The 19,834-nt window shown below is 44.6% G+C and carries 21 protein-coding genes; 13 read left to right on the forward strand and 8 right to left on the reverse strand.

The features are described 5' to 3' along the window. Positions 1–39: 39 nt before the first annotated feature. A complete protein-coding gene (gene gldA / locus HYN59_RS07670; protein WP_108779669.1) occupies positions 40–945 on the reverse strand; it encodes a gliding motility-associated ABC transporter ATP-binding subunit GldA in 906 nt (301 codons plus the stop codon). 84 nt (positions 946–1,029) lie between these two features. On the opposite strand from gldA, the gene HYN59_RS07675 reads away from it, so the two are divergent. From HYN59_RS07675 to queA, 11 genes are all read left to right on the forward strand, one after another. Beyond that, a complete protein-coding gene (locus HYN59_RS07675) occupies positions 1,030–1,476 on the forward strand; it encodes a hypothetical protein (RefSeq protein ID WP_146185891.1) in 447 nt (148 codons plus the stop codon). A 140-nt stretch (positions 1,477–1,616) separates the two neighbouring features. Beyond that, positions 1,617–2,708, forward strand: a complete 1,092-nt coding sequence (locus HYN59_RS07680) for a bifunctional 3-deoxy-7-phosphoheptulonate synthase/chorismate mutase type II (RefSeq protein ID WP_108779670.1) — start codon at positions 1,617–1,619, stop codon at positions 2,706–2,708. 42 nt (positions 2,709–2,750) lie between these two features. Further along, the gene (locus HYN59_RS07685; RefSeq protein WP_108777718.1) at positions 2,751–2,969 is read left to right on the forward strand and encodes a hypothetical protein; all 219 of its coding nucleotides are present in this window, start codon (positions 2,751–2,753) and stop codon (positions 2,967–2,969) included. Positions 2,970–3,068: 99 nt separating this feature from the next. Next, the gene (rsgA, locus tag HYN59_RS07690) at positions 3,069–4,046 is read left to right on the forward strand and encodes a ribosome small subunit-dependent GTPase A (RefSeq protein WP_108777719.1); all 978 of its coding nucleotides are present in this window, start codon (positions 3,069–3,071) and stop codon (positions 4,044–4,046) included. Beyond that, positions 4,046–4,498, forward strand: a complete 453-nt coding sequence (gene dtd, locus HYN59_RS07695; protein ID WP_108777720.1) for a D-aminoacyl-tRNA deacylase — start codon at positions 4,046–4,048, stop codon at positions 4,496–4,498. Before rsgA ends, dtd begins: the two co-directional genes overlap by 1 nt. 133 nt (positions 4,499–4,631) lie before the next feature. Continuing rightward, entirely contained in the window at positions 4,632–6,536 is a 1,905-nt protein-coding gene (locus HYN59_RS07700) for a DUF3857 domain-containing protein (RefSeq protein ID WP_108777721.1), read from the forward strand. A 58-nt stretch (positions 6,537–6,594) separates the two neighbouring features. Further along, positions 6,595–8,601, forward strand: coding sequence for a DUF3857 domain-containing protein (locus HYN59_RS07705; protein WP_108777722.1), 2,007 nt, complete (start codon positions 6,595–6,597; stop codon positions 8,599–8,601). Positions 8,602–8,612: 11 nt separating this feature from the next. Continuing rightward, a complete protein-coding gene (locus HYN59_RS07710) occupies positions 8,613–10,550 on the forward strand; it encodes a transglutaminase family protein (protein WP_108777723.1) in 1,938 nt (645 codons plus the stop codon). 2 nt (positions 10,551–10,552) lie between these two features. Further along, positions 10,553–10,879, forward strand: a complete 327-nt coding sequence (locus HYN59_RS07715) for a nucleotide pyrophosphohydrolase (RefSeq protein WP_108777724.1) — start codon at positions 10,553–10,555, stop codon at positions 10,877–10,879. Next, positions 10,879–12,213: a 3-phosphoshikimate 1-carboxyvinyltransferase gene (locus tag HYN59_RS07720; protein ID WP_108777725.1), complete on the forward strand. Its 1,335-nt coding sequence runs from the start codon at positions 10,879–10,881 to the stop codon at positions 12,211–12,213. Before HYN59_RS07715 ends, HYN59_RS07720 begins: the two co-directional genes overlap by 1 nt. 140 nt (positions 12,214–12,353) lie before the next feature. After that, positions 12,354–13,403 carry a tRNA preQ1(34) S-adenosylmethionine ribosyltransferase-isomerase QueA gene (gene queA / locus HYN59_RS07725; RefSeq protein ID WP_108777726.1) on the forward strand — a complete coding sequence of 350 codons (1,050 nt, stop codon included), beginning with the start codon at positions 12,354–12,356 and terminating at the stop codon, positions 13,401–13,403. A 50-nt stretch (positions 13,404–13,453) separates the two neighbouring features. On the opposite strand, the gene HYN59_RS07730 is transcribed toward queA, so the two are convergent. Then, positions 13,454–13,918, reverse strand: a complete 465-nt coding sequence (locus HYN59_RS07730; protein WP_108777727.1) for a hypothetical protein — start codon at positions 13,916–13,918, stop codon at positions 13,454–13,456. Between the two features lie 138 nt (positions 13,919–14,056). Here HYN59_RS07730 and kynU point away from each other — a divergent pair, with 138 nt between their 5' ends. Then, the gene (kynU, locus tag HYN59_RS07735; protein WP_108777728.1) at positions 14,057–15,340 is read left to right on the forward strand and encodes a kynureninase; all 1,284 of its coding nucleotides are present in this window, start codon (positions 14,057–14,059) and stop codon (positions 15,338–15,340) included. Between the two features lie 111 nt (positions 15,341–15,451). After that, the gene (locus tag HYN59_RS07740; protein ID WP_108777729.1) at positions 15,452–16,270 is read left to right on the forward strand and encodes a zinc-dependent peptidase; all 819 of its coding nucleotides are present in this window, start codon (positions 15,452–15,454) and stop codon (positions 16,268–16,270) included. 81 nt (positions 16,271–16,351) lie between these two features. Here the strand turns inward: HYN59_RS07740 and HYN59_RS07745 are convergent, their stop codons facing one another. From HYN59_RS07745 to HYN59_RS07770, 6 genes are all read right to left on the reverse strand, one after another. Then, positions 16,352–16,852, reverse strand: coding sequence for a DinB family protein (locus HYN59_RS07745; protein ID WP_108777730.1), 501 nt, complete (start codon positions 16,850–16,852; stop codon positions 16,352–16,354). A gap of 184 nt (positions 16,853–17,036) precedes the next feature. After that, on the reverse strand, positions 17,037–17,468 hold the full coding sequence (locus tag HYN59_RS07750) for a VOC family protein (RefSeq protein WP_108777731.1): 432 nt from the start codon (positions 17,466–17,468) through the stop codon (positions 17,037–17,039). 137 nt (positions 17,469–17,605) lie between these two features. Continuing rightward, positions 17,606–18,133: an SRPBCC family protein gene (locus HYN59_RS07755; protein WP_108777732.1), complete on the reverse strand. Its 528-nt coding sequence runs from the start codon at positions 18,131–18,133 to the stop codon at positions 17,606–17,608. 3 nt (positions 18,134–18,136) lie between these two features. Then, on the reverse strand, positions 18,137–18,670 hold the full coding sequence (locus HYN59_RS07760) for an SRPBCC family protein (RefSeq protein ID WP_108777733.1): 534 nt from the start codon (positions 18,668–18,670) through the stop codon (positions 18,137–18,139). Positions 18,671–18,773: 103 nt separating this feature from the next. Further along, positions 18,774–19,193 (reverse strand): DoxX family protein, encoded by a 420-nt coding sequence (locus tag HYN59_RS07765; protein WP_108777734.1) that lies wholly within the window; start codon positions 19,191–19,193, stop codon positions 18,774–18,776. Between the two features lie 173 nt (positions 19,194–19,366). Continuing rightward, positions 19,367–19,759 (reverse strand): hypothetical protein, encoded by a 393-nt coding sequence (locus HYN59_RS07770; protein ID WP_219928800.1) that lies wholly within the window; start codon positions 19,757–19,759, stop codon positions 19,367–19,369. Positions 19,760–19,834 lie beyond the last annotated feature (75 nt).

Here is a 19,834-nt window from a genome sequence, read left to right on the forward strand (position 1 = left end):
GCGACTTGCCTTTGCCGGCAGGCAGGCTGCGACTGAAAACTATTTCTTCCTCGTCATTTCCCTGAACACCGTTTCCAAATTTTTGTTCTTCGGTGTCAGCTGCAAGGTCTTTAATCCGTTTTCCTGTGCGAAATCGAACAATACCGCACGCATATCCTCATCTGATGTAAAGGCAAGTTCCCAGGTATTGCCTTTTGTATTGTTGGAAGCTGCCAGGTTGGGGAGTGATTGCAGCATGGCTTCGGTTACCGCCTTGTCGAACTCTACTTCGATCACCTGTTCCTTCTTATTGTCTTTCACGAGGTTTTTCAGCTTCTTGTCGGTCACGATCTTTCCGTGGTTAATGATGATTACCCGGTCGCATATCGCTTCCACCTCCTGCAAAATGTGCGTGGAAAGAAATACCGTTTTGTCCTTGCCAATATTCTTTATAAGGTCGCGTATCTCCACAAGCTGGTTGGGATCGAGGCCGGTAGTGGGCTCATCGAGTATGAGTACCTCAGGATCGTGAAGCAGTGCAGTGGCAAGCCCCACACGCTGGCGATACCCTTTGGACAGCTGGCCTATCTTTTTGTGGGCTTCGGGAGTAAGGCCGGTAAGCGCTATCACTTCGTCTATGCGTGATTTTTTTACTTTATACACATCGGCATTAAAAGCAAGATATTCCCTGACATACAGGTCGAGGTACAAGGGGTTGTGCTCCGGCAGGTAGCCTACTGACTGCTGTACTGCTCTTTGCTGCTCATTAACATCGCTGCCATTTACGGTAGCAGTACCCTCATCGGCATTGATAAAGGTGGTAAGGATTTTCATTAGGGTCGATTTTCCCGCGCCGTTTGGCCCAAGAAAACCTACGATCTCACCCTTGCTTACAGAAAATGAAACAGCATCCAGCGCTTTTTGTGCGCCGTAGCTTTTAGAAACATCCTTTACCTCGATAGACATAGCCTTTGATTTTGAACAAAAGTAATAAGAAAATGTATTTACCACAGATTTCATTTTTATACTTTTGGAATCAAAATGAAATTTATGAAGACCACCATTGTAAAAACGTTGCTATTATTGACTTTAGTATTGACTTTGGCCGGATGTTCTTCGGATGATAATGCTCCGGCTATTGCACAGCCGGTAGCTGAAACGATATTGGGAAAATGGTATGCGCAAGGCTATAAGATAAAAGATCAGGGTTACCAAACGGTTGTGCATTTATGTGCAGCGAACAGGAATTATACAGAATTCACGGAGACCCATATGATACAGCGCGGCTTTAATGCACAATGTGAGGTCACTAACGACCTCAATGCAGAATATGTGCTGGGTAAGAGTAGTAGTGCCAATGATTTTTATGATATGATAGACAGCGATAAAATGTTCAGGATCATAACACTTAATAATAAAACCCTTATTTTACGGACAGACATTACAGGGCTTGACGGATTTGGTACGGAAATCGATTTTTATTACACGAGAGAATAATTCAGGATTGCAAATACATCTTAGCCCACAAACATACATCTGACTTCCAACTGCTACTTCCAACTTCGGACATCCGACATCCGACTTCCAGCCTGTTTTTATTCCCCCAAATGCATTAAATTTGTAGTATGATCGAGAAAATGGAAAACAACACCGGCATGCGCCAATGGCTGGACGATTTCAAACTATCGCACCCGTTGGTAATAGCAGGGCCGTGCAGTGCCGAGACCGAAGAGCAGGTGCTGGACATCGCAAGGCAATTGAAAGATTCTGACGTAAGCATCTACCGCGCCGGGATATGGAAACCGCGCACACGCCCCGGAGGCTTTGAGGGTGTAGGTGCTATAGGCCTTGGGTGGCTGCAAAAAGCCAAAGCCGAGACAGGGCTCCTGATGGCTGTTGAGGTAGCGAATGCAACCCATGTAAAGCTGGCACTGGAAAATGATATCGATGTGCTGTGGATAGGCGCGCGTACTACTGTAAACCCTTTTGCAGTACAGGAAATTGCCGACGCACTGGTTAATACCGATAAAATTGTGCTTGTAAAGAATCCTGTGAATCCCGATCTGGCGCTTTGGCTGGGAGGCGTGGAACGCCTTTATAATGCCGGCATAAAAAAGCTGGGTGTCATACACAGGGGATTCTCCACCTATGAAAAGACCAAATACCGCAACATACCCGAATGGCAGCTGGCTATAGAGCTGCACGACCGCTTCCCGGACCTGCCCATTATTTGCGACCCTTCGCATATTACCGGCAGGCGCGACATGATCCAGCAGGTATCGCAGCAGGCACTTGACCTAAATTATGACGGGCTGATGATCGAGACGCACAACAATCCGGACAAAGCCTGGAGCGATGCCGCACAGCAGGTAACTCCAGAAAGGCTGAAGGAAATAATGGCAAATCTTAAGGTTCGCAACAAAGGAGCTGAGGACAGCGCCTTTAATGAACAGATTGAAAAACTCAGGCTGCGCATAGATGAATACGACTCCAGGCTGATACAGGTATTAGGCAAAAGGATGCGCATTGCCGATGAGATAGGCGCATTGAAAAAAGAAAATAACGTATCGGTACTACAGGGAAAACGTTGGAAGGAAGTGCTGGAAAGGATGAAAAACGAGGGGCTTCCCGAGAATCTGGGGGAGGAATTTATACTAAAGCTTTTCAGGGCAATTCATCAGGAAAGCATCGTTCACCAGGAGAAAATTATAAATTCCCAACATTCGTAACAAAAAGTTAAATTTTAACATTTCCCTACCCGTTTAATTTCGTTGAAGATCAAATCGATAGGCAACTATAACAAAGCGGTACCGTCATTGTTTATATTCGATAAGAATGGTAATTTTACCCGTAAAGACCCTGAAGAAGTTATTAAAGATGCCCTCGTATTAAGGCCAGGAGTAAGTTACGAAGTGTCAGATAATGAATATATCATCTATTCCTCAAGGAAAAAAGCCGACAAGCTTGGCAGGATGGTAATCGAAGACTAAGTTTTATTGAAGTTTATAAATGCCGTTGCAATTGCAGCGGCATTTTTTTATTCCCTTTTTTTGGAAAGATAAAAGCATTGAGATTAGTATCTTTGCGGCATGACAGGATTGGTTTATAAATCTACAGGAAGCTGGTACACCGTAAAAACGGAGGAGGGCGAAGTGTACGAATGCCGCATTAAGGGGAAATTCCGCATAAAAGGCATTAAGAGCACCAACCCTGTTGCCGTGGGAGATATCGTGGATTTTGACCTTGATGAAACTTCTGATGCTACTACGGGTGTTATCATCAACATCCATGAGCGCAAGAATTATATCGTTCGTAAGTCGGTAAACCTTTCAAAACAGGTGCACATCATAGCATCCAACATCGATAAGGTTTTCCTTTTGGTCACTATCAACAACCCGCCAACTACAACAAGCTTTATTGACCGTTTTTTAGTAACTGCCGAAGCTTACGGGATCGAGGCAGTGCTTGTATTCAACAAAATAGATACGTTTGACGATGCCATGCTGGACGAGCAGCTGTTCCTGCAATTTGTATACGACAGGATTGGCTACAAATGCCTTAGGGTTTCATCCACACAAAACAAAGGGATAGATAAGCTAAAGGAAGAAATGACTGGCAATGTGAGCATGTTCTCAGGACATTCAGGCGTTGGTAAATCAACACTGGTCAATGCGCTCCAGCCTTCTTTGAATTTAAAGACAAAGCAGATAAGCGAGCAGCACAGCCAGGGGCAGCACACTACTACGTTTGCCGAAATGTTCGACCTTGATTTTGGTGCCAAGATAATCGACACTCCGGGCATCAGGGGCTTTGGCATTGTAGATATGGAAAAGGAGGAAATAGGCGATTATTTCCCCGAATTCTTTGCCCTGAAAGACCAATGCAAGTTCAACAACTGTCTGCACAAGGAAGAACCATATTGCGCCGTAAAGGACGCCCTTGAAAACGACGAAATAGCATGGTCGCGTTACCGCAGCTACCTCCAGATGCTGGAAGGTGAGGACGAACACTACCGCACGGATATTTATGCTGATGGTAAAAACAACGATAACGGAGTCGAAGAATAATGAGGGCTGTTATCCAACGCGTCAGTGAGGCATCGGTAACCATATCCGGTAATAAGGTTGCTGATATTGGCATCGGCCTTCTTATACTCGTTGGGATTGAGGAAGCGGACACGCAGGAAGATATTGACTGGCTGGCTGCGAAAATAGTAAAGCTCAGGATATTTGCCGATGAAAATGGCGTAATGAACCTCCCCATACAGGAAATTAATGGCGATGTTATCGTGGTAAGCCAGTTTACGCTGCATGCCGCTACCAAAAAAGGCAACCGCCCCTCCTACATAAAAGCCGCGCGCCCCGAGGTTGCCATACCGCTGTATAAAGCATTTGTCCTGCAAATAGAAAAAGAGCTTGGCAAAAAGGTGCAGACAGGCGAATTTGGCGCCGATATGAAAGTTGCCCTTCTCAACGATGGCCCTGTGACGATAATTATCGACACCAAAAACAGGGAGTAAGTTTTTACTTTCAAACCAAAGTTGTAAGCCGGATAAGTATTTTTCGCATCCGTTGTTAAATAATGAATAGCGCACCCAAATAAAATTTTGATATTTAACAAATTGAACTATTTTTGGCAAAAATAGATTTAACATGATTTTAAGAATTTCCGTGGTGTTGTTGCTTCTGCTTCAACTAAATGCCGGTGCGCAGGAAAATCTCACGGTAGCCGCTATCCCTGCAGCGCTTACGGAAAATGCCAATGCCGTGATAAGGCTGGACCAGACCGATATTACTATCTCCTCCCGCAAGTCGATGAAAGTGAAAAAAACACGGATTGTTACCATCCTGAATGATAACGGGCTTGGCTATATCGATGCGTCGGAATATTATGATAAATCTACCGATATCAATTCCATAGAAGCAGTGATATACAACGCTTTTGGGCAGCAGGTAAAAAAAATTAAGAAAAAAGACTTTAAGGAAAGAGCCGTGTCGGAAGGTTCGATCATAACCGATAGCAAGCTGATTTCGCTGGACTATACGCCTGTACAATATCCTTTTACTATTGTTTACACAAGTGAGACCGAAACATCGAACACAGCATTTATCCCGCGTTGGTCGCCTGTCGAAGGGCCTTATGCATCTGTGGAAAAAGCGGCGTTTACTATAACCTGCAACCCCGAGCTGGGTTTCCGCTACAAGGAATATAATTTCGAAAGCATAAATGCAGAAAAGCAGGAAGCGGCTAACTCCTATTCTGTAACCGTAAAAAACCTGCCGGCGCCCAAGCCGGAAGATTATTCGCCTTCTCAGGATAAGCTGAGGCCACATGTGCTTTTTGGGCTTAAAAAATTCCATCTCGAAGGCGTAGACGGCGAAGCGGACACATGGGGATCGCTGGGGTCCTGGATATACAACAGCCTGCTTAACGGAACCGATGAACTGACCCCGGAAACACAGGCAAAGATAAAGGCGCTTGTAGGCAATGAGACCGACCCGCTAAAAAAAGCTAAGATCGTTTATGAATATATGCAGGGCAGAACACGCTACATCAGCATACAGCTGGGCATTGGCGGATGGAAGCCCATGGCCGCTAAAGATGTGGACAGGCTGGGCTATGGCGACTGCAAAGCGCTGAGCAACTATACCAGGGCATTGCTGAAAGCTGTAGGAGTAGATTCTTACTATACGGTAGTGTATGGCGACAGGAGCAAGCGCGACATGCGGGAAGATTTTGTGAGCATGCAGGGTAACCACGTGATATTGGGCATACCGGATAAAGGGAAAATGGTATGGTTGGAATGTACCAGCCAGTCGATGCCCTTTGGATTTCAGGGCGACTTTACCGATGACAGAATGGTGCTACTGGTAAAGCCCGATAAAAGCGAGCTGGTAAGGACAGCGGTATATTACAGTAAAGGAAATACCCAGGTATCTAAAGGCAGCTATGCCATAACGGAGGCCGGTGCTATCAGCGGTGGTTTGGTCATCACTTCGAAAGGGACGCAATACGATACCAGGTTTGTACTCGAGTCGAAATCGAAAGAGGAGCTGGACGAGATATACAAGTCGGGCTTCAGTACCATCAATAACCTGAAGCTTAAAAAAACGAACCTAAAGAATAATAAGGACAATCAGGAATTTATAGAAGACATTGCCATTGAGGCCGAGAACTATTGCAGCAAAACCGGTAACAGGATGATGTTTGCAGTAAATGCCTTCAACCAGTATTCGCATGTGCCGCAACGGTACCGCGACAGGAAAAACCCATTTGAAATAGCGAGGGGCTTTTATGATACGGACGAGATAACCATAAACCTGCCACAAGGCTTTACCATGGAAGCAAAACCGGAAAATATAACTATAACCGATAAATTCGGTGAGTATACCGCCGAATATGTAGTGGTAAGTCCAACCCAGATGCTCTTCAGGCGCTCGCTGCTTATCAACCAAGGCTCTTATGACAGCAAAGAGTATGAGAACTACAGGCTATTCCGCGAAAAAATAGCCCGCAATGACAATGCGAAAGTAGTGTTGGTAAAAAACACTCAGTAATTTTCATTATAGTTCTTATTTACCAAAGCCTGAGATTAAAACAAACCTCAAATACCTTATGAAACTATTACAATTGATCGCACTATTCCTGGCAACAGGATTTGCCGCCAAAGCACAGCAATATGAGCTTGGAGAAGTGACTAAAGCAGAGCTCGAAGAAAAAAGCCACCCTACAGATCCGTCGGCCGGTGCCGCCATCCTGTTCAGTAAAGGGAAAACGTATATGACCTACTCTGACAACGGCGGTTTTGACCTGGTAACTGAAGTGGAGATGAAAATAAAAATCTATTCCAAGGATGGGTACGAATGGGCCAATAAGGTAATACCCTATTACAGTAACGACAACAATAAAGAAAGTGTAGATATATCCAAAGCGGCAACCTACAACCTTGTAAACGGGGCTGTGAAAAAAACCAAGCTGAAGAGCGAGGGCGAATTTGACGAGCAGGTAAACAAGTTCTGGAGGCAGAAAAAAATAGTGCTCGCCGATGTAAAAGAAGGCAGCATTGTAGAATATAAATATACCGTAAGGTCGCCGTTTATTGAGACTTTCCCGGCCTGGACTTTTCAGGAAACTATTCCGGTAAACCACTCAGAGTACGTTACCATGATACCTGAGTACTTTATGTACAACACTAATTTCAGGGGCTTTTATGTACCGAAAGTGGCAAAGACTACCGCCACAAAATCGATTAGTATTACATCAAAAGAAAGGACAGGCAATTATGTGACCAAGACTACTTTCAGCACAGATAAAATAGAATACCAGGAACAGCGCGTTTCATATGTTCTGGACAGGCTTCCTGCCATGAAAGAGGAAAGCTTCGTTAATAACGTGCTTAACTATACAGCCTCTATAGAACACGAGCTTACTATAGTTAAATATCCAAACACCCAGATAAAATCTTATTCCACCAACTGGGAAGATGTGGTAAAGACCATTTATAAATATGACGATTTTGGCCCCGAGCTTGAGAGAACCGGCTATTTTGATAAAGATATCGATGCTTTGCTGGCGGGGGTATCGTCTCCGGCAGAAAAGGTAATGGCCATATTTTTTTATGTAAAGGGAAGGATGAACTGGAACGAGTATGTAGGGTATTCCTGCAATTCGGGTGTAAAAAAGGCTTATAACGATAAGGTGGGCAATGTGGCTGAGATCAACCTGATGCTAACGGCTATGCTGCGTTATGCAGGCCTTAATGCCAATCCGGTACTGGTGAGCACACGCTCGAATAAAATAGCGCTTTATCCTAACAGGACGGCTTTTAATTATGTTATCACAGCCGTTGAAATAGACGGGAAAATATTGCTGCTGGATGCGACTTCAAAATCGGCGATGCCCAACATCATCCCGCCAAGGGCAATTAACTGGACGGGAAGGCTGATACGAAAAGACGGTACCTCGGAGTCGATAGAACTAACACCAAAAACCAACGCCCGTGAAGTTGTCAATATATCGGTGCAGTTGGATGCCGAGGGGAAGATAAAAGGAAAAGCAAGGGATCAGTATTTTGACCATAATGCCTATGCCTTCAGGGAAAACTTTGGAGGTGTAAGCAAGGAAAGCTGCATGGAAAAGCTTGAAAAGCGGTATAAAGGCATCGAAATACAGTCGTACAACATAACCGACGACAAGAGCCTTAACAAGCCTGTAGTAGAAGAATATGATTTTACCCACAATAATATCTGCGACATTATTGGCGGTAAGATGTACATCAACCCGATGCTTTTCTTCACAGAGACAGAAAACCCCTTCAGGCAGGAAAAAAGGGAATACCCTATAGATTTTGTATATCCGCACCAGGACAAATACATGATAAATATTATGGTGCCTGAAGGGTATGTAGTAGAATCTTCTCCGACGCCGGTAAATATGGCAATGGAAGATGGAATAGGCAGCTTTAAATACAATATAGGGGTTAATAATAACCAGATACAAATAGGCGTGATGATAGATATCAACCAGGCCATTATTTCACAGGATTACTATGCGACTATTAAGGATTTTTTCCAGAAAATGATCGACAAACAAAATGAAAAGATTGTGCTTAAAAAAGCATAATTTTGGCATAAATGAAGAAAATGCAATTTGTACTGCTGTTGCTTGCCTGTTTTTTGGCGAACGGCCAGGAATTTAAATTAGGTAAAGTGAGCCGGGCGGAACTCCAGCAGAAGTTCCATCCGGCCGATACGGCAGCACCCGCCGCCATTTTGTATAAGAAGGGCCGTACCTATTTTATGCTGGATATGGACGGCTACTGGTCTATGGTCACCGAAGTGGAGTGCCGCATCAAGATATACAAGAAAGAAGGATATGATTATGCCACCGATAAGCTTACTTATTACACAGGAGGAAAAGCATTGAAGGTCTATTATTCGGATGCATATACCTACAACCTTGTTGATGGCAAGATCGAAAAGACGAAGCTAAAGGGCGATGGCGAGTTTAAGGACAAAGTAGAGGAGAATTACAGCCAGAAGACCATAACCATGCCCAACGTTAAGGAGGGCAGTGTCATCGAGTATAAATACACGATCATAACACCTTATTTTACGGTTTTTAGGGACTGGTATTTTCAGTATGACATTCCTGCCAATTATGTTTCTTATGAAATAGCGATACCGCAATATTTTACCTACAACCGTTTCCTTTCAGGGTACCTAAAGCCGGAGCAGTCGGAAACTAAGGTGAGGTTAGGCAGCGGCGGCAGGTTCAATGAGGCAGTGGTGACCTTTACCGCAAAGGACGTAAAAGCGATCAGGGATGAAGACTATGTGAACAACATAAGAAATTACACCTCGATCCTGATGCATGAACTTGCATCGACTAGCTTTCCGTCGGGCAAGGAAGACTATGCCACCGATTGGGCCTCTGTTACAAAGCGGATATACGACGATCAGGATTTTGGGCGTGAACTCGGTTATACATCTTATTTTAAAGAAGATCTTCCTCTTTTAATAGCGGGGGCTGCAACACAGGCAGATAAGATAAATGCCATCTTCAACTATGTGAAAAAGCGCATGAACTGGAATGGTGAGGCAAACTATTACTGCGAAAAAGGAGTAAAGAAAGCCTATGAAGATAAAGTAGGCAATGCAGCCGAGATCAACCTGATGCTTACGGCAATGCTCCGCGAGGCAGGCATTACGGCAAACCCGGTTCTCGTAAGCACACGGTCGAACGGCGTTGCGATGTTCCCCAACAGGGCAGCTTATAACTATGTAATCACTGCGGTGGAGAACGGCAAGGATATTATTTTGCTCGATGCCACAAGCAAAAATACCACCTCCAATATTATTCCTTTAAGGGCGCTGAACTGGGTAGGCAGGATGATACGTAAAGACGGTACCAGCCTCGAAATAGAGCTTACGCCAAAAATGAATTCCAGGGATATTGTGAATATATCGGCTGCTGTGACGGCAGACGGCAATATATCGGGCAAGGCGAGGGTGCAGCACAATGACTACAATGCCTATATTTTTAGGGAAAAGTATGCAGGGACAACTACAGAAAGCTATTCGGCGCAAATTGAAAAGCGCCATCCCGGGATAGAGATAAGCGGGTACAATGTGGAGAACGAAAAGGATGCTACAAAACCCGTAGTTGAGGAATATTCCTTTGCGCATGGCGCGATCAGCGATTTGATCGGTGACAAAATATATATCAGCCCATTGCTGTTTTTTACTGAAAATCAGACTCCTTTTAAGAAAGAGACCCGCGAGTACCCGGTAGATTTTGCCTTTCCGTACCAGGACAAATACCTGATCAATATTACGATACCTGAGGGATATACAGTGGAATCGCTCCCGAAATCGATAGCCTTGTCAATGGAAGAGAATATCGGTACATTTAAATACAACATTGCTGCTAAAGGGAATGTGATACAGATAGGGATAGTACTCGATATCAATTTTGCCAGTATTTCGCAGGATTACTACCCGACATTGAGGGACTTTTTCCAAAAAATGACCGACAAGCAAAACGAAAAGATAGTACTTAAAAAGGCATAACAATGAACATACAGAACGCACAACTTGATGTAGACAACTGGATAAAAGAGCACGGTGTCCGTTATTTTAATGAGCTGACTAACATGGCACAGCTGACCGAAGAAGTGGGCGAAGTAGCGCGCATTATTGCACGCCGCTATGGGGAACAGAGCGAGAAGGAAAGCGATAAAAACAAAGACTTGGGCGAAGAGCTTGCCGATGTGGTTTTTGTAGTGCTTTGCCTGGCCAACCAGACCGGTGTGAACCTTCAGGAGGCTTTCGATAAAAAGATGGACCTCAAATCCAAACGTGACCACGACCGTCACCATAATAACGAGAAGCTGAAGTAATGGACCTGAAGCTGCATCTGCCATCAGGTATCCGGAATGCTGAAATTGCCATTACCGGCAGCAAAAGCATCACCAACCGGCTGCTTTTGCTACAGGCGCTTTTTCCCGGATTTGAAATAGGGAACAGCTCCGGTTCTGATGACAGTGAGGTAATGCTAAAGGCCCTTGACGGTACTGATGATGTAATAGACATTCACCATGCAGGTACGGCCATGCGTTTTCTTACGGCCTATTTTTCCATTCAGGAAGGCAGGGAAGTAGTACTTACGGGATCGCAGCGTATGCGCGAGCGCCCTATAGCTGTTTTGGTAAACGCCCTGCGCAACCTCGGCGCACAAATAGAATATCTGGAGAATGAAGGTTTCCCGCCATTAAAGATATCAGGGAGAAAACTCACAAGCAGTAAAGTCACTATCAAAGCTGATGTCAGCAGCCAGTACATTACCGCGCTGCTCCTCATTGCAGGCAAACTCGAAAACGGCCTCGAACTAACGCTTGAAGGTACTATCACCTCCCGTCCGTATATCGAAATGACACTTTCATTACTGAATGAAATTGGGATTGAAACAAATTTTCAGGATAATAAAATTACGGTCTCACAAGCAACCCAAAACCCAAAACCCGAAACCCGGAACTTTTTGACAGTTGAAAGCGACTGGAGTTCCGCTTCTTACTTTTATTCCATCACAGCATTATCAGAAGAAGGCACATCAATAAAACTATCGTTTTTCAAAAGAGACAGCCTCCAGGGTGATAGCGCTTTAGTTGAAATTTATGATGCTCTTGGAGTTTCAACAAAATTTGACGGCGACACTATTACGTTAAGAAAGGAAAACCGTCAACCGACAACTATTAACCGACAACTAAATAACACTCCGGATATCGCCCAAACCATCGCGGTAACCTGTTTTGGCCTGGGCATCGGCTGTCACCTTACAGGCCTGCATACCCTCAAAATAAAAGAGACCGACCGCCTTTCTGCCCTCAAGACCGAACTCGAAAAACTAGGCGCGGAAGTAAAAATAACCGAAGACAGCTTAATCCTTGAACCCAACAACCTTTTTTCGGTAAGCGTATTACGTCCTGGCTCCCTCTCTTTTGGAGAGGGTCGGGGAGAGGACTTATCCGGCATGAGTGAAGCTCACTCCCCTCTCCTTTCGAGAGGAGCCGGGGGTGAGGTCCAAACCTACAACGACCACCGCATGGCCCTCGCTTTCGCACCATTAGCTATAAAAACAGGTATCATTATAAAAGATGCAGGTGTGGTATCAAAATCCTATCCCACTTTTTGGGACGATTTAAAGACGCTTGGCTTTGAAATTACGCAGTTATAAACCTTTGATTTTAAAAGGATATTATAAATAAATCGCAAAACACTTGACAACGCCTATTCCGCGATAGTATATTTGCACGCAATTAAAAGATGCCGGGCACGCCAATGAAGGCACGCCTGATAGTATAGAAAGCTACATACATGAAATTATCAAACTTCAATTTCAACCTGCCAAAAGAACTACTTGCCGAATATCCTGCGGAAAACAGGGACGAAGCACGCCTTATGGTAATTGACAGGAAAACAAAAAAGATCGAACACAAGCTGTTTAAGGACGTACTGGATTATTTTGAAGAAGGAGATGTAATGGTGCTTAACAACACCAAGGTTTTCCCGGCACGCCTTTATGGCAACAAGGAAAAAACCGGGGCGAGGATAGAAGTATTCCTTTTGAGGGAACTGAATTCTGAGCAGCGCCTTTGGGATGTTCTTGTTGACCCTGCAAGGAAAATACGTATCGGCAACAAGCTGTATTTCGGTGACGATGATTCGCTTGTGGCAGAGGTGATAGACAATACCACATCGCGTGGGCGTACCCTTCGTTTTCTTTACGACGGGTCGTATGAGGAATTCCGCAACAAGCTTACCGAGCTGGGCGAAACCCCGATACCGAAATACATAAACCGCGAAGTAGTGCCCGAAGATGCCGAGAGATACCAAACCATATATGCCAAGGAAGAAGGAGCTGTTGCAGCGCCGACTGCCGGGCTTCACTTCTCGAAACACCTGCTGAAAAGGCTGGAGATAAAAGGGATAGATTTTGCAGAGATAACGCTTCACGTAGGGCTTGGCACGTTCAACCCGGTTGAGGTGGAAGACCTTTCGAAACATAAAATGGACTCCGAGGAGCTTATCATAAGGCAGGAAGCCTGCGATATCGTGAACAAGGCAAAGCTGTCCAGGAAAAAAGTATGTGCTGTGGGCACCACTACCATGCGTGCCATGGAAAGCTCGGTATCATCAGCCAAAACGCTTAACCCGTATGTGGGATGGACCAACAAGTTCATTTTCCCGCCGTACGATTTCAGCGTGGCCGACTGTATGATCACTAATTTCCATACGCCAAAATCAACACTGCTCATGATGATCTCTGCCTTTATGGGCCATGACCTCATGCGCGCCGCTTATGACGAAGCGATCAAGGAAGGCTACCGTTTTTACACGTATGGCGATGCTATGCTGATACTGTAATTAGTCAGCCCAATATATACTAAAGCAGCTTTCGGGCTGCTTTATTTTTTTTAAGTTGCTTTCTCATAAGTCATCGTTATTTGATTTCCGTTGTTTTCTTTACCTGCAAGCACAATTGCTTTGCCATCCCTTGTAATTTTAAAGTCTCCTCCATTCATTTTTAGGTATTGTACACCTTCTTTTTCGAATAATAGGTAATGCCATGATAACGGTTCCTCACCTTCTTTTCGAAAAAATACTTTCGTTCCGTCTTCAAAGAACAATTCCTGTGCCTTGGGTTTGTTTTTCTTCAATTCATCGGATCCCTTTTTTTGGAATGCCTCAGCCTTATCGCCGTATTTCTTTTTCATTTCCGGAGAAAGGATAATATCATAGGTTTTATAATTTATGGTCATACCATTAGTTTCAAAGGCTGTAAGGTTCCATGTGCCGATAAGCTCTTTTTCGGTTACTTTCTGTGCAAATGCCGATGCTGAAAAAAGGAACAGGATAAATATGTAAAATGTTTTGTTCATAGGATAGAGTATATTATTGCTTTGCAGAGGAAATTGATCTGCGTTTTAAAATTTGCAATAAAACTACTGAATTATAAAACATTTTAAGTTGTGCTAAAATGATTTTAGTCATATTTTTACCTCACAAACAAACAACACATGGAATTTCAGAATACACGCGAATTCGCACAAGGGCTTGATGTTGCCGACAAGCTCGCCAAATACAGGGAAGAGTTCCTTTTTCCGCATGTAAATGGCAAACAGGTAATCTATTTTACGGGCAACTCGCTGGGGCTGCAGCCAAAACGCACTAAAGCCTATGTGGATGAGGTGATGGACGACTGGGCTAAACTGGCTGTAGAAGGCCACTTTTATGCCGACAAGCCATGGTGGGATTACCATGAGCGTTTTGCGGCACCATTGTCACGCATTGTTGGCGCACTGCCTTCGGAAGTGACCGTAATGAACACGCTTACCGTAAACCTGCACCTGCTGATGGTCACGTTTTACCAGCCCACGGCAAAGCGCTTCAAGATCATCTGCGAGGAGAAAGCATTCCCCAGCGACCAGTACATGATAAAAAGCCAGGTGCGCTTCCACGGCCTTGAGCCTGAAGATGCCATTGTAGAGATCAAAAGGAGGGAAGGCGAGCACAACATCAGGCTGGAAGACATACTCGATAAGATAAAAGAAGTAGGCGATGAGCTTGCCCTCGTACTCATTGGCGGCGTAAACTACTATACCGGCCAGGTGTTCGATATGAAGACCATTACGAAAGCAGGCCAGGATGCCGGCGCTTATGTGGGGTGGGACCTTGCGCACGCCGCGGGTAACATCAGGCTGGAACTACACGAGTGGAATGTTGACTTCGCAGCCTGGTGCAGCTACAAATATATGAACTCAGGCCCGGGCAATGCCTCGGGTGCCTTTGTGCACGAAATGCACCACAACGACCTCGACCTGCCGCGCTTTGCCGGATGGTGGGGCCACAACAAGGAGCGCCGCTTTTTAATGGAACCGAATTTCGACCCGGTTCGTGGCGCCAACGGATGGCAGGTGAGTAACCTTCCGGTATTGTCATTGGCGCCGTACTTAGCTTCGGTAGAAATGTTCGATGAAGTAGGTATGGATGCCCTTATCAAGAAGAGGGACCATATTACTTCTTACCTCGAATTCATCCTTCATGAAATCGACAAGGAGGTTGACAGTACTTTCGAGATCATAACGCCTTCCAATCCTGCCGAAAGGGCGTGCCAGCTATCGGTATTCCTGCATGGGGAGGGAAGGAACCTTTTTGAATACCTGATGAAGAACGGCGTAATAACCGATTGGCGCGAGCCGAACGTAATTCGCCTTGCACCGGTACCATTGTACTGCTCGTTTGAAGATATGTACGAATTCGGCCAGGTACTGAAACAGGGGATCTTGTCGCATAAGAAATAATTGCAGGAGAGGCATTAATGCATTTTCATACAGTAAAAGAGGCGTGTTCAATACGCCTCTTTTTTATGTCAAACCATTTCCTTACTTTGCAGCAAACTATCCGCCCTTCCCATGGAGCTACTCGCCGATGCCTTATTTTACCTTTGGATTATCTGCCTATTCGCGGGATGCATCTATTTCATTTTTACATACATTATCGAATCGGCATGGATGATCGTTTTCAACAGGCCGCTCTATGTCCATTTTTATGTTTTTCCGAAAGAATTATCCGCCGACAGCCGTAAAATATTGGAAGATAATTTCAGCTTTTACAGGAACTTATCCAAAAAGCGGAAACGGTTTTTTCGCCATCGTGTGAACCGCTTTATTAAGCGGTACCGTTTTTTAGGCAGGGAAGGCCTGCAGGTTACTGATGAGATGCAACTAAAGATCGCCGCTACGTGGGTAATGCTCACCTTTGGGATGCGCAAATACCTTACGCGCGTTTTTCGGGCCATTGTGGTATATCCTGATATATTCGAATCGCAAAACGGCAACTGGCATAAAGGCGAATTCAACCCTGCGGCAGGCGTAGTGGTTTTCTCGTGGAAGGATTTTGCGGAAGGTATGGAATTTGCGACCGACAACCTTAACCTGGGGCTGCATGAGTTTGCCCATGTGCTTCATGTTGATTCTGTGGGTATGCGAAGGCCGGGTGCTTCAGGAATTATTTACAGGGATATATTTAATAAAGTCCGTGAATACCTTGATGACCCCGGCAACAGGCAAGACCTGCTTGCGGCCAATTATTTCAGGGCTTATGCCTATACCAACAACTTCGAATTTATGGCAGTTGTACTCGAATACTTTTTTGAGACTCCTCGCGAATTCGAACAAAAACTACCCGAATTATACGGAATGGTGAAAAAGATGATCAATTACGGGGAATAGTTTAGGGTTTCAGAGTTGTGAGTTGCTACCAGGGCAAGAGTGGCAACCCAGAACCCGGAACTCAAAACCCGAAACTTAAAACTAAACCGCCACACTAATTTTTTCGATTTGGTGGTTATGCCTGATGGTATGGTACGTTACAAAATGCACTATTTCGAGTTTGCTGTTACCAACCAAAGGATTTCCTTCCGGTAATGGCGCAAGCTGGGTAAGGTCGGAATTTTTTGCGGCCTTAGTCATTTTAGCATTGGCTTCCTGTAATGATTTTATAAGCTCTTGTTTGTCGTACTGCTTATCTTCGGGGATAATAAAATCTGGCGATTTCATTTTGGTGCTGAAGTCAAGGAACAAATCCCTGATGCCTGCCGCCCTTTCTTCCGGATCCCTGTCTACCCGTTCGGTAGGGGTGTATAGCAGCTGATCCATCCCATTTATTACCTTAAAAATATGGCGGCCCACCTGCCCTGCAGTCCACCTGCCTTCAAACGGAACGGTGTTGAGTTCTATTTCTGTGAAAGATTCAAGCAAAGTAATAGTGTTGCCTAATGCTGCTTCGAGCTGGCTGATGATTTCGTTATGCATAACTGTACTTTTTGATTGATGATTATTTATTAATTGGCAGTCTCAGTTTTCATTCCCCAATCCCCAATGGTCGACATGAGTGTAGCTTTTCCCCTCTTGAGGGGTGCCCGAAGGGCGGGGTGGTTTAAAACACTATATCATTTTAATCTGCACTCAAACTGAAAGCTGCGACTTTCAACTGAAGTTACATTTTACTATAATCCTGCGTACTAAAGCTGATCATCCACTGGATACCGAACTTATCGGTAAGCATGCCGTAGTAATCGCCCCAGAACATATCAGCCATCGGCATAGTAGCTTCACCGCCTTCGGAAAGCCCCTTGTACACGCGGTCAGACTCTTCACGGCTGTCCATGTGGATGCAAAGAGATACACTGCTGCCTGTTGTTACCTGCGGCATCGACTTCGGCACATCGGTACCCATGATCACGCTGCTGCCCACAGGGAGCGCAATATGCATGATGCCGTCTTTCTCCTCTTCAGGCATATCCTCGCAGCCTTGTGTGTCGCGAAAACGCATCACCATGGCGAATTCACCTCCAAAAACAGATTTGTAAAAATTGAATACTTCTTCAGTGTTCCCGTTAAAATTCAGGTACGGATTGATAAATTTCATGATTAAAATATTTTAGTTTGCTTGTTTGTATAAATAATATCGCTTAATGAAAATTTTGAAAATGTCATATTGAGCGCAGCCGAAATACGTCATTTCCGAAAGTTTGCTTCTCGACTGCGCTCGAAGTGACAACGATATTATCGCTTGTTCTCAAGGATATTTTTCAGGTTGACCAGGCTGGTGCCTATGTCTTTAGCCAATGCGCCTTTCATCATGGCGGTCATCAGGTTTAGCGGGTAATTGCTTTTGCCTGTAAGCCCCCAAATGACTTTGGTACTGTGTTCGCTCATGGCTTCGGTAACCACATAGGTGTGCGATATGGCTTTGAACGGCCTCACAAAACGGATCTCTGCAGTTATAAGCTCCCCTTCGGTAACGCCGGTTATTTCCTGCTCACCTTCCCCGGCTTGTTTGTTCCCGTTCCATGCATAAATAAAACCTACAGTCCCATCGGTCCCTGTAAAAGTGCGCTTCATGTCGGGATCCCTCATTACCCACTTGCTGTATTGGTCCTGATTTTTGATCATTTTTATATAATCAAAAACTTCCTGCTTGGGCCTGTTGATAATGATTTCATTTTCCACACTGTAATTCTTCGGAATAAAAAGCGCTATCACCAGAGGGAGCACAAAAATGACAGCAATAATGATCAGGATCGTATTCATCGCTTATTTGGTTTCAAGGTTTTGCTTAAGGTTGCCAAGGCTTTTCTCCATATCGCCGCCCAGCATGCTGTCCATAAAAAGGTTCATAAAGTTTTTCGGGTAGCTGTTTATAAAGGTCGTTCCCCATTTTACTTTTGTACTTCCCTCTCCTGCATCATCAGTAGTCATATAAGCTGTCCCTTCATCTTCCATAGGCCTTCGGAAGCGGAGCGCCATGTCCACGCGGCTGCCTTCGGTAATGCCGGTTATCTCCTGGTCCCCTGCTCCCACCTGGTCATTGCCTTCCCAGGTATATACAAAACCTTTCGTGCCGTCTGTCCCGGTGAATGATTTTTTCTTGTCCGGGTCGGCCATATTCCATACGCTGAAGCTGTCCTGGTTTTTAATATGCCTGACGTATTCAAATACTTCCGCGCGGGGCTTGTTGATAACCACCTCACGCTCCACCGTAACTTCATTTTTTACAAAGAGCGCGATTACGAAAGAAAGCGCAACAAGTATCAGGATAACAATCAGTATCTTTTTTAAAATTTTCATGGTTCTTAGTTTTATGGTTCGTTACGATCTTCAATTTTAGCCACACTTATCCTTTGGCATCCCCGCCAAAAATTCAACTGTCCTGTTTTGAATGTTTTAAATATTAATAGCCTGCATGCTCTTTTTTGCGGAACAGTATTGCGTCCACTGAGTACTTTCCACTACCAAGAAAGAACAGCACTACAGCCAAAATCATGTACACGAAGGAAAGCTCTTTTACCATGAACTCATCAGCGGCATGAACTACAAAGAAAGCGACAACCATAGTAATAAGCATCGGAATAACCGACAAACGGGTAAGAAAGCCCAGCAGTATAAAGATGCCGCATATAAGCTCTCCGAATATTGCAAGCGAAAGCGAAACATCGTTGCCCAGGCCAATAGGGTTAAAGTCGGTAACATACTGATCGTAGTTTTGCATCTTTGGCAATCCGTGCATGATCATTAGTCCGCCTGAAAGGGATCTTAATAGTAAAGCTGCAAGGTTTTTGTTTAACGGTTCGGGGCCTAATAATCGTTTCATAAGTAATTGTTTATGGTTTGTATAGTAAATATATCGAAATTTTTTACAACCTACACACCATTATTCCTACATGTATTTCATGGCATCATATCCCAACAGCCTGCGCCATAATGCTATCTGCCCTATACAGTTGGCTTCGCGGTAAATAATAAAGGAGATAAGCTCAAAACGTGTCATTTCCATTCCGGGTATTGCGATCTTAGTATCAAGTTGTTCTGCTGTCGCATTGATAAAAGCTTCCCTCGCAATAGGAGTAATCCTGTTCCAGTCGGCTTTAAATTGTTCCAAAGAAGGATATTCAACACCGTCCTGTATCCCTTTATTATTTTCGAAAAGATCGTTTGCCTGCTGTTGGTATTGTTCCCCCGTAAGGTGTTGGCCAGTTCGAAGCGCTGCTCTGTAAGGCTGCCCGCAAGCCATGCCACATGGTTGGCTTTAGTGCCAAGCCTGTTTTGTGCATCAGTATCAGAAATGCCGTCAAGGGCGCGCAGGAAGAAATCGGTCTGCCAGTCGAATAGCAGTAAAAAAGAGGATAACCGGCTGTCTTTGGTTGCTGTTGTTTCCATAATTATTTAACATTTTGGCTAAGGATGCTTTTGTCCTGAATGTCTTTTACAAATGTATTGTAAGTATTCTGTACC

The sequence above is a fragment of the Flavobacterium album genome (genome assembly GCF_003096035.1).
In the GTDB taxonomy this organism is placed as follows: Bacteria; Bacteroidota; Bacteroidia; order Flavobacteriales; family Flavobacteriaceae; genus Flavobacterium; species Flavobacterium album.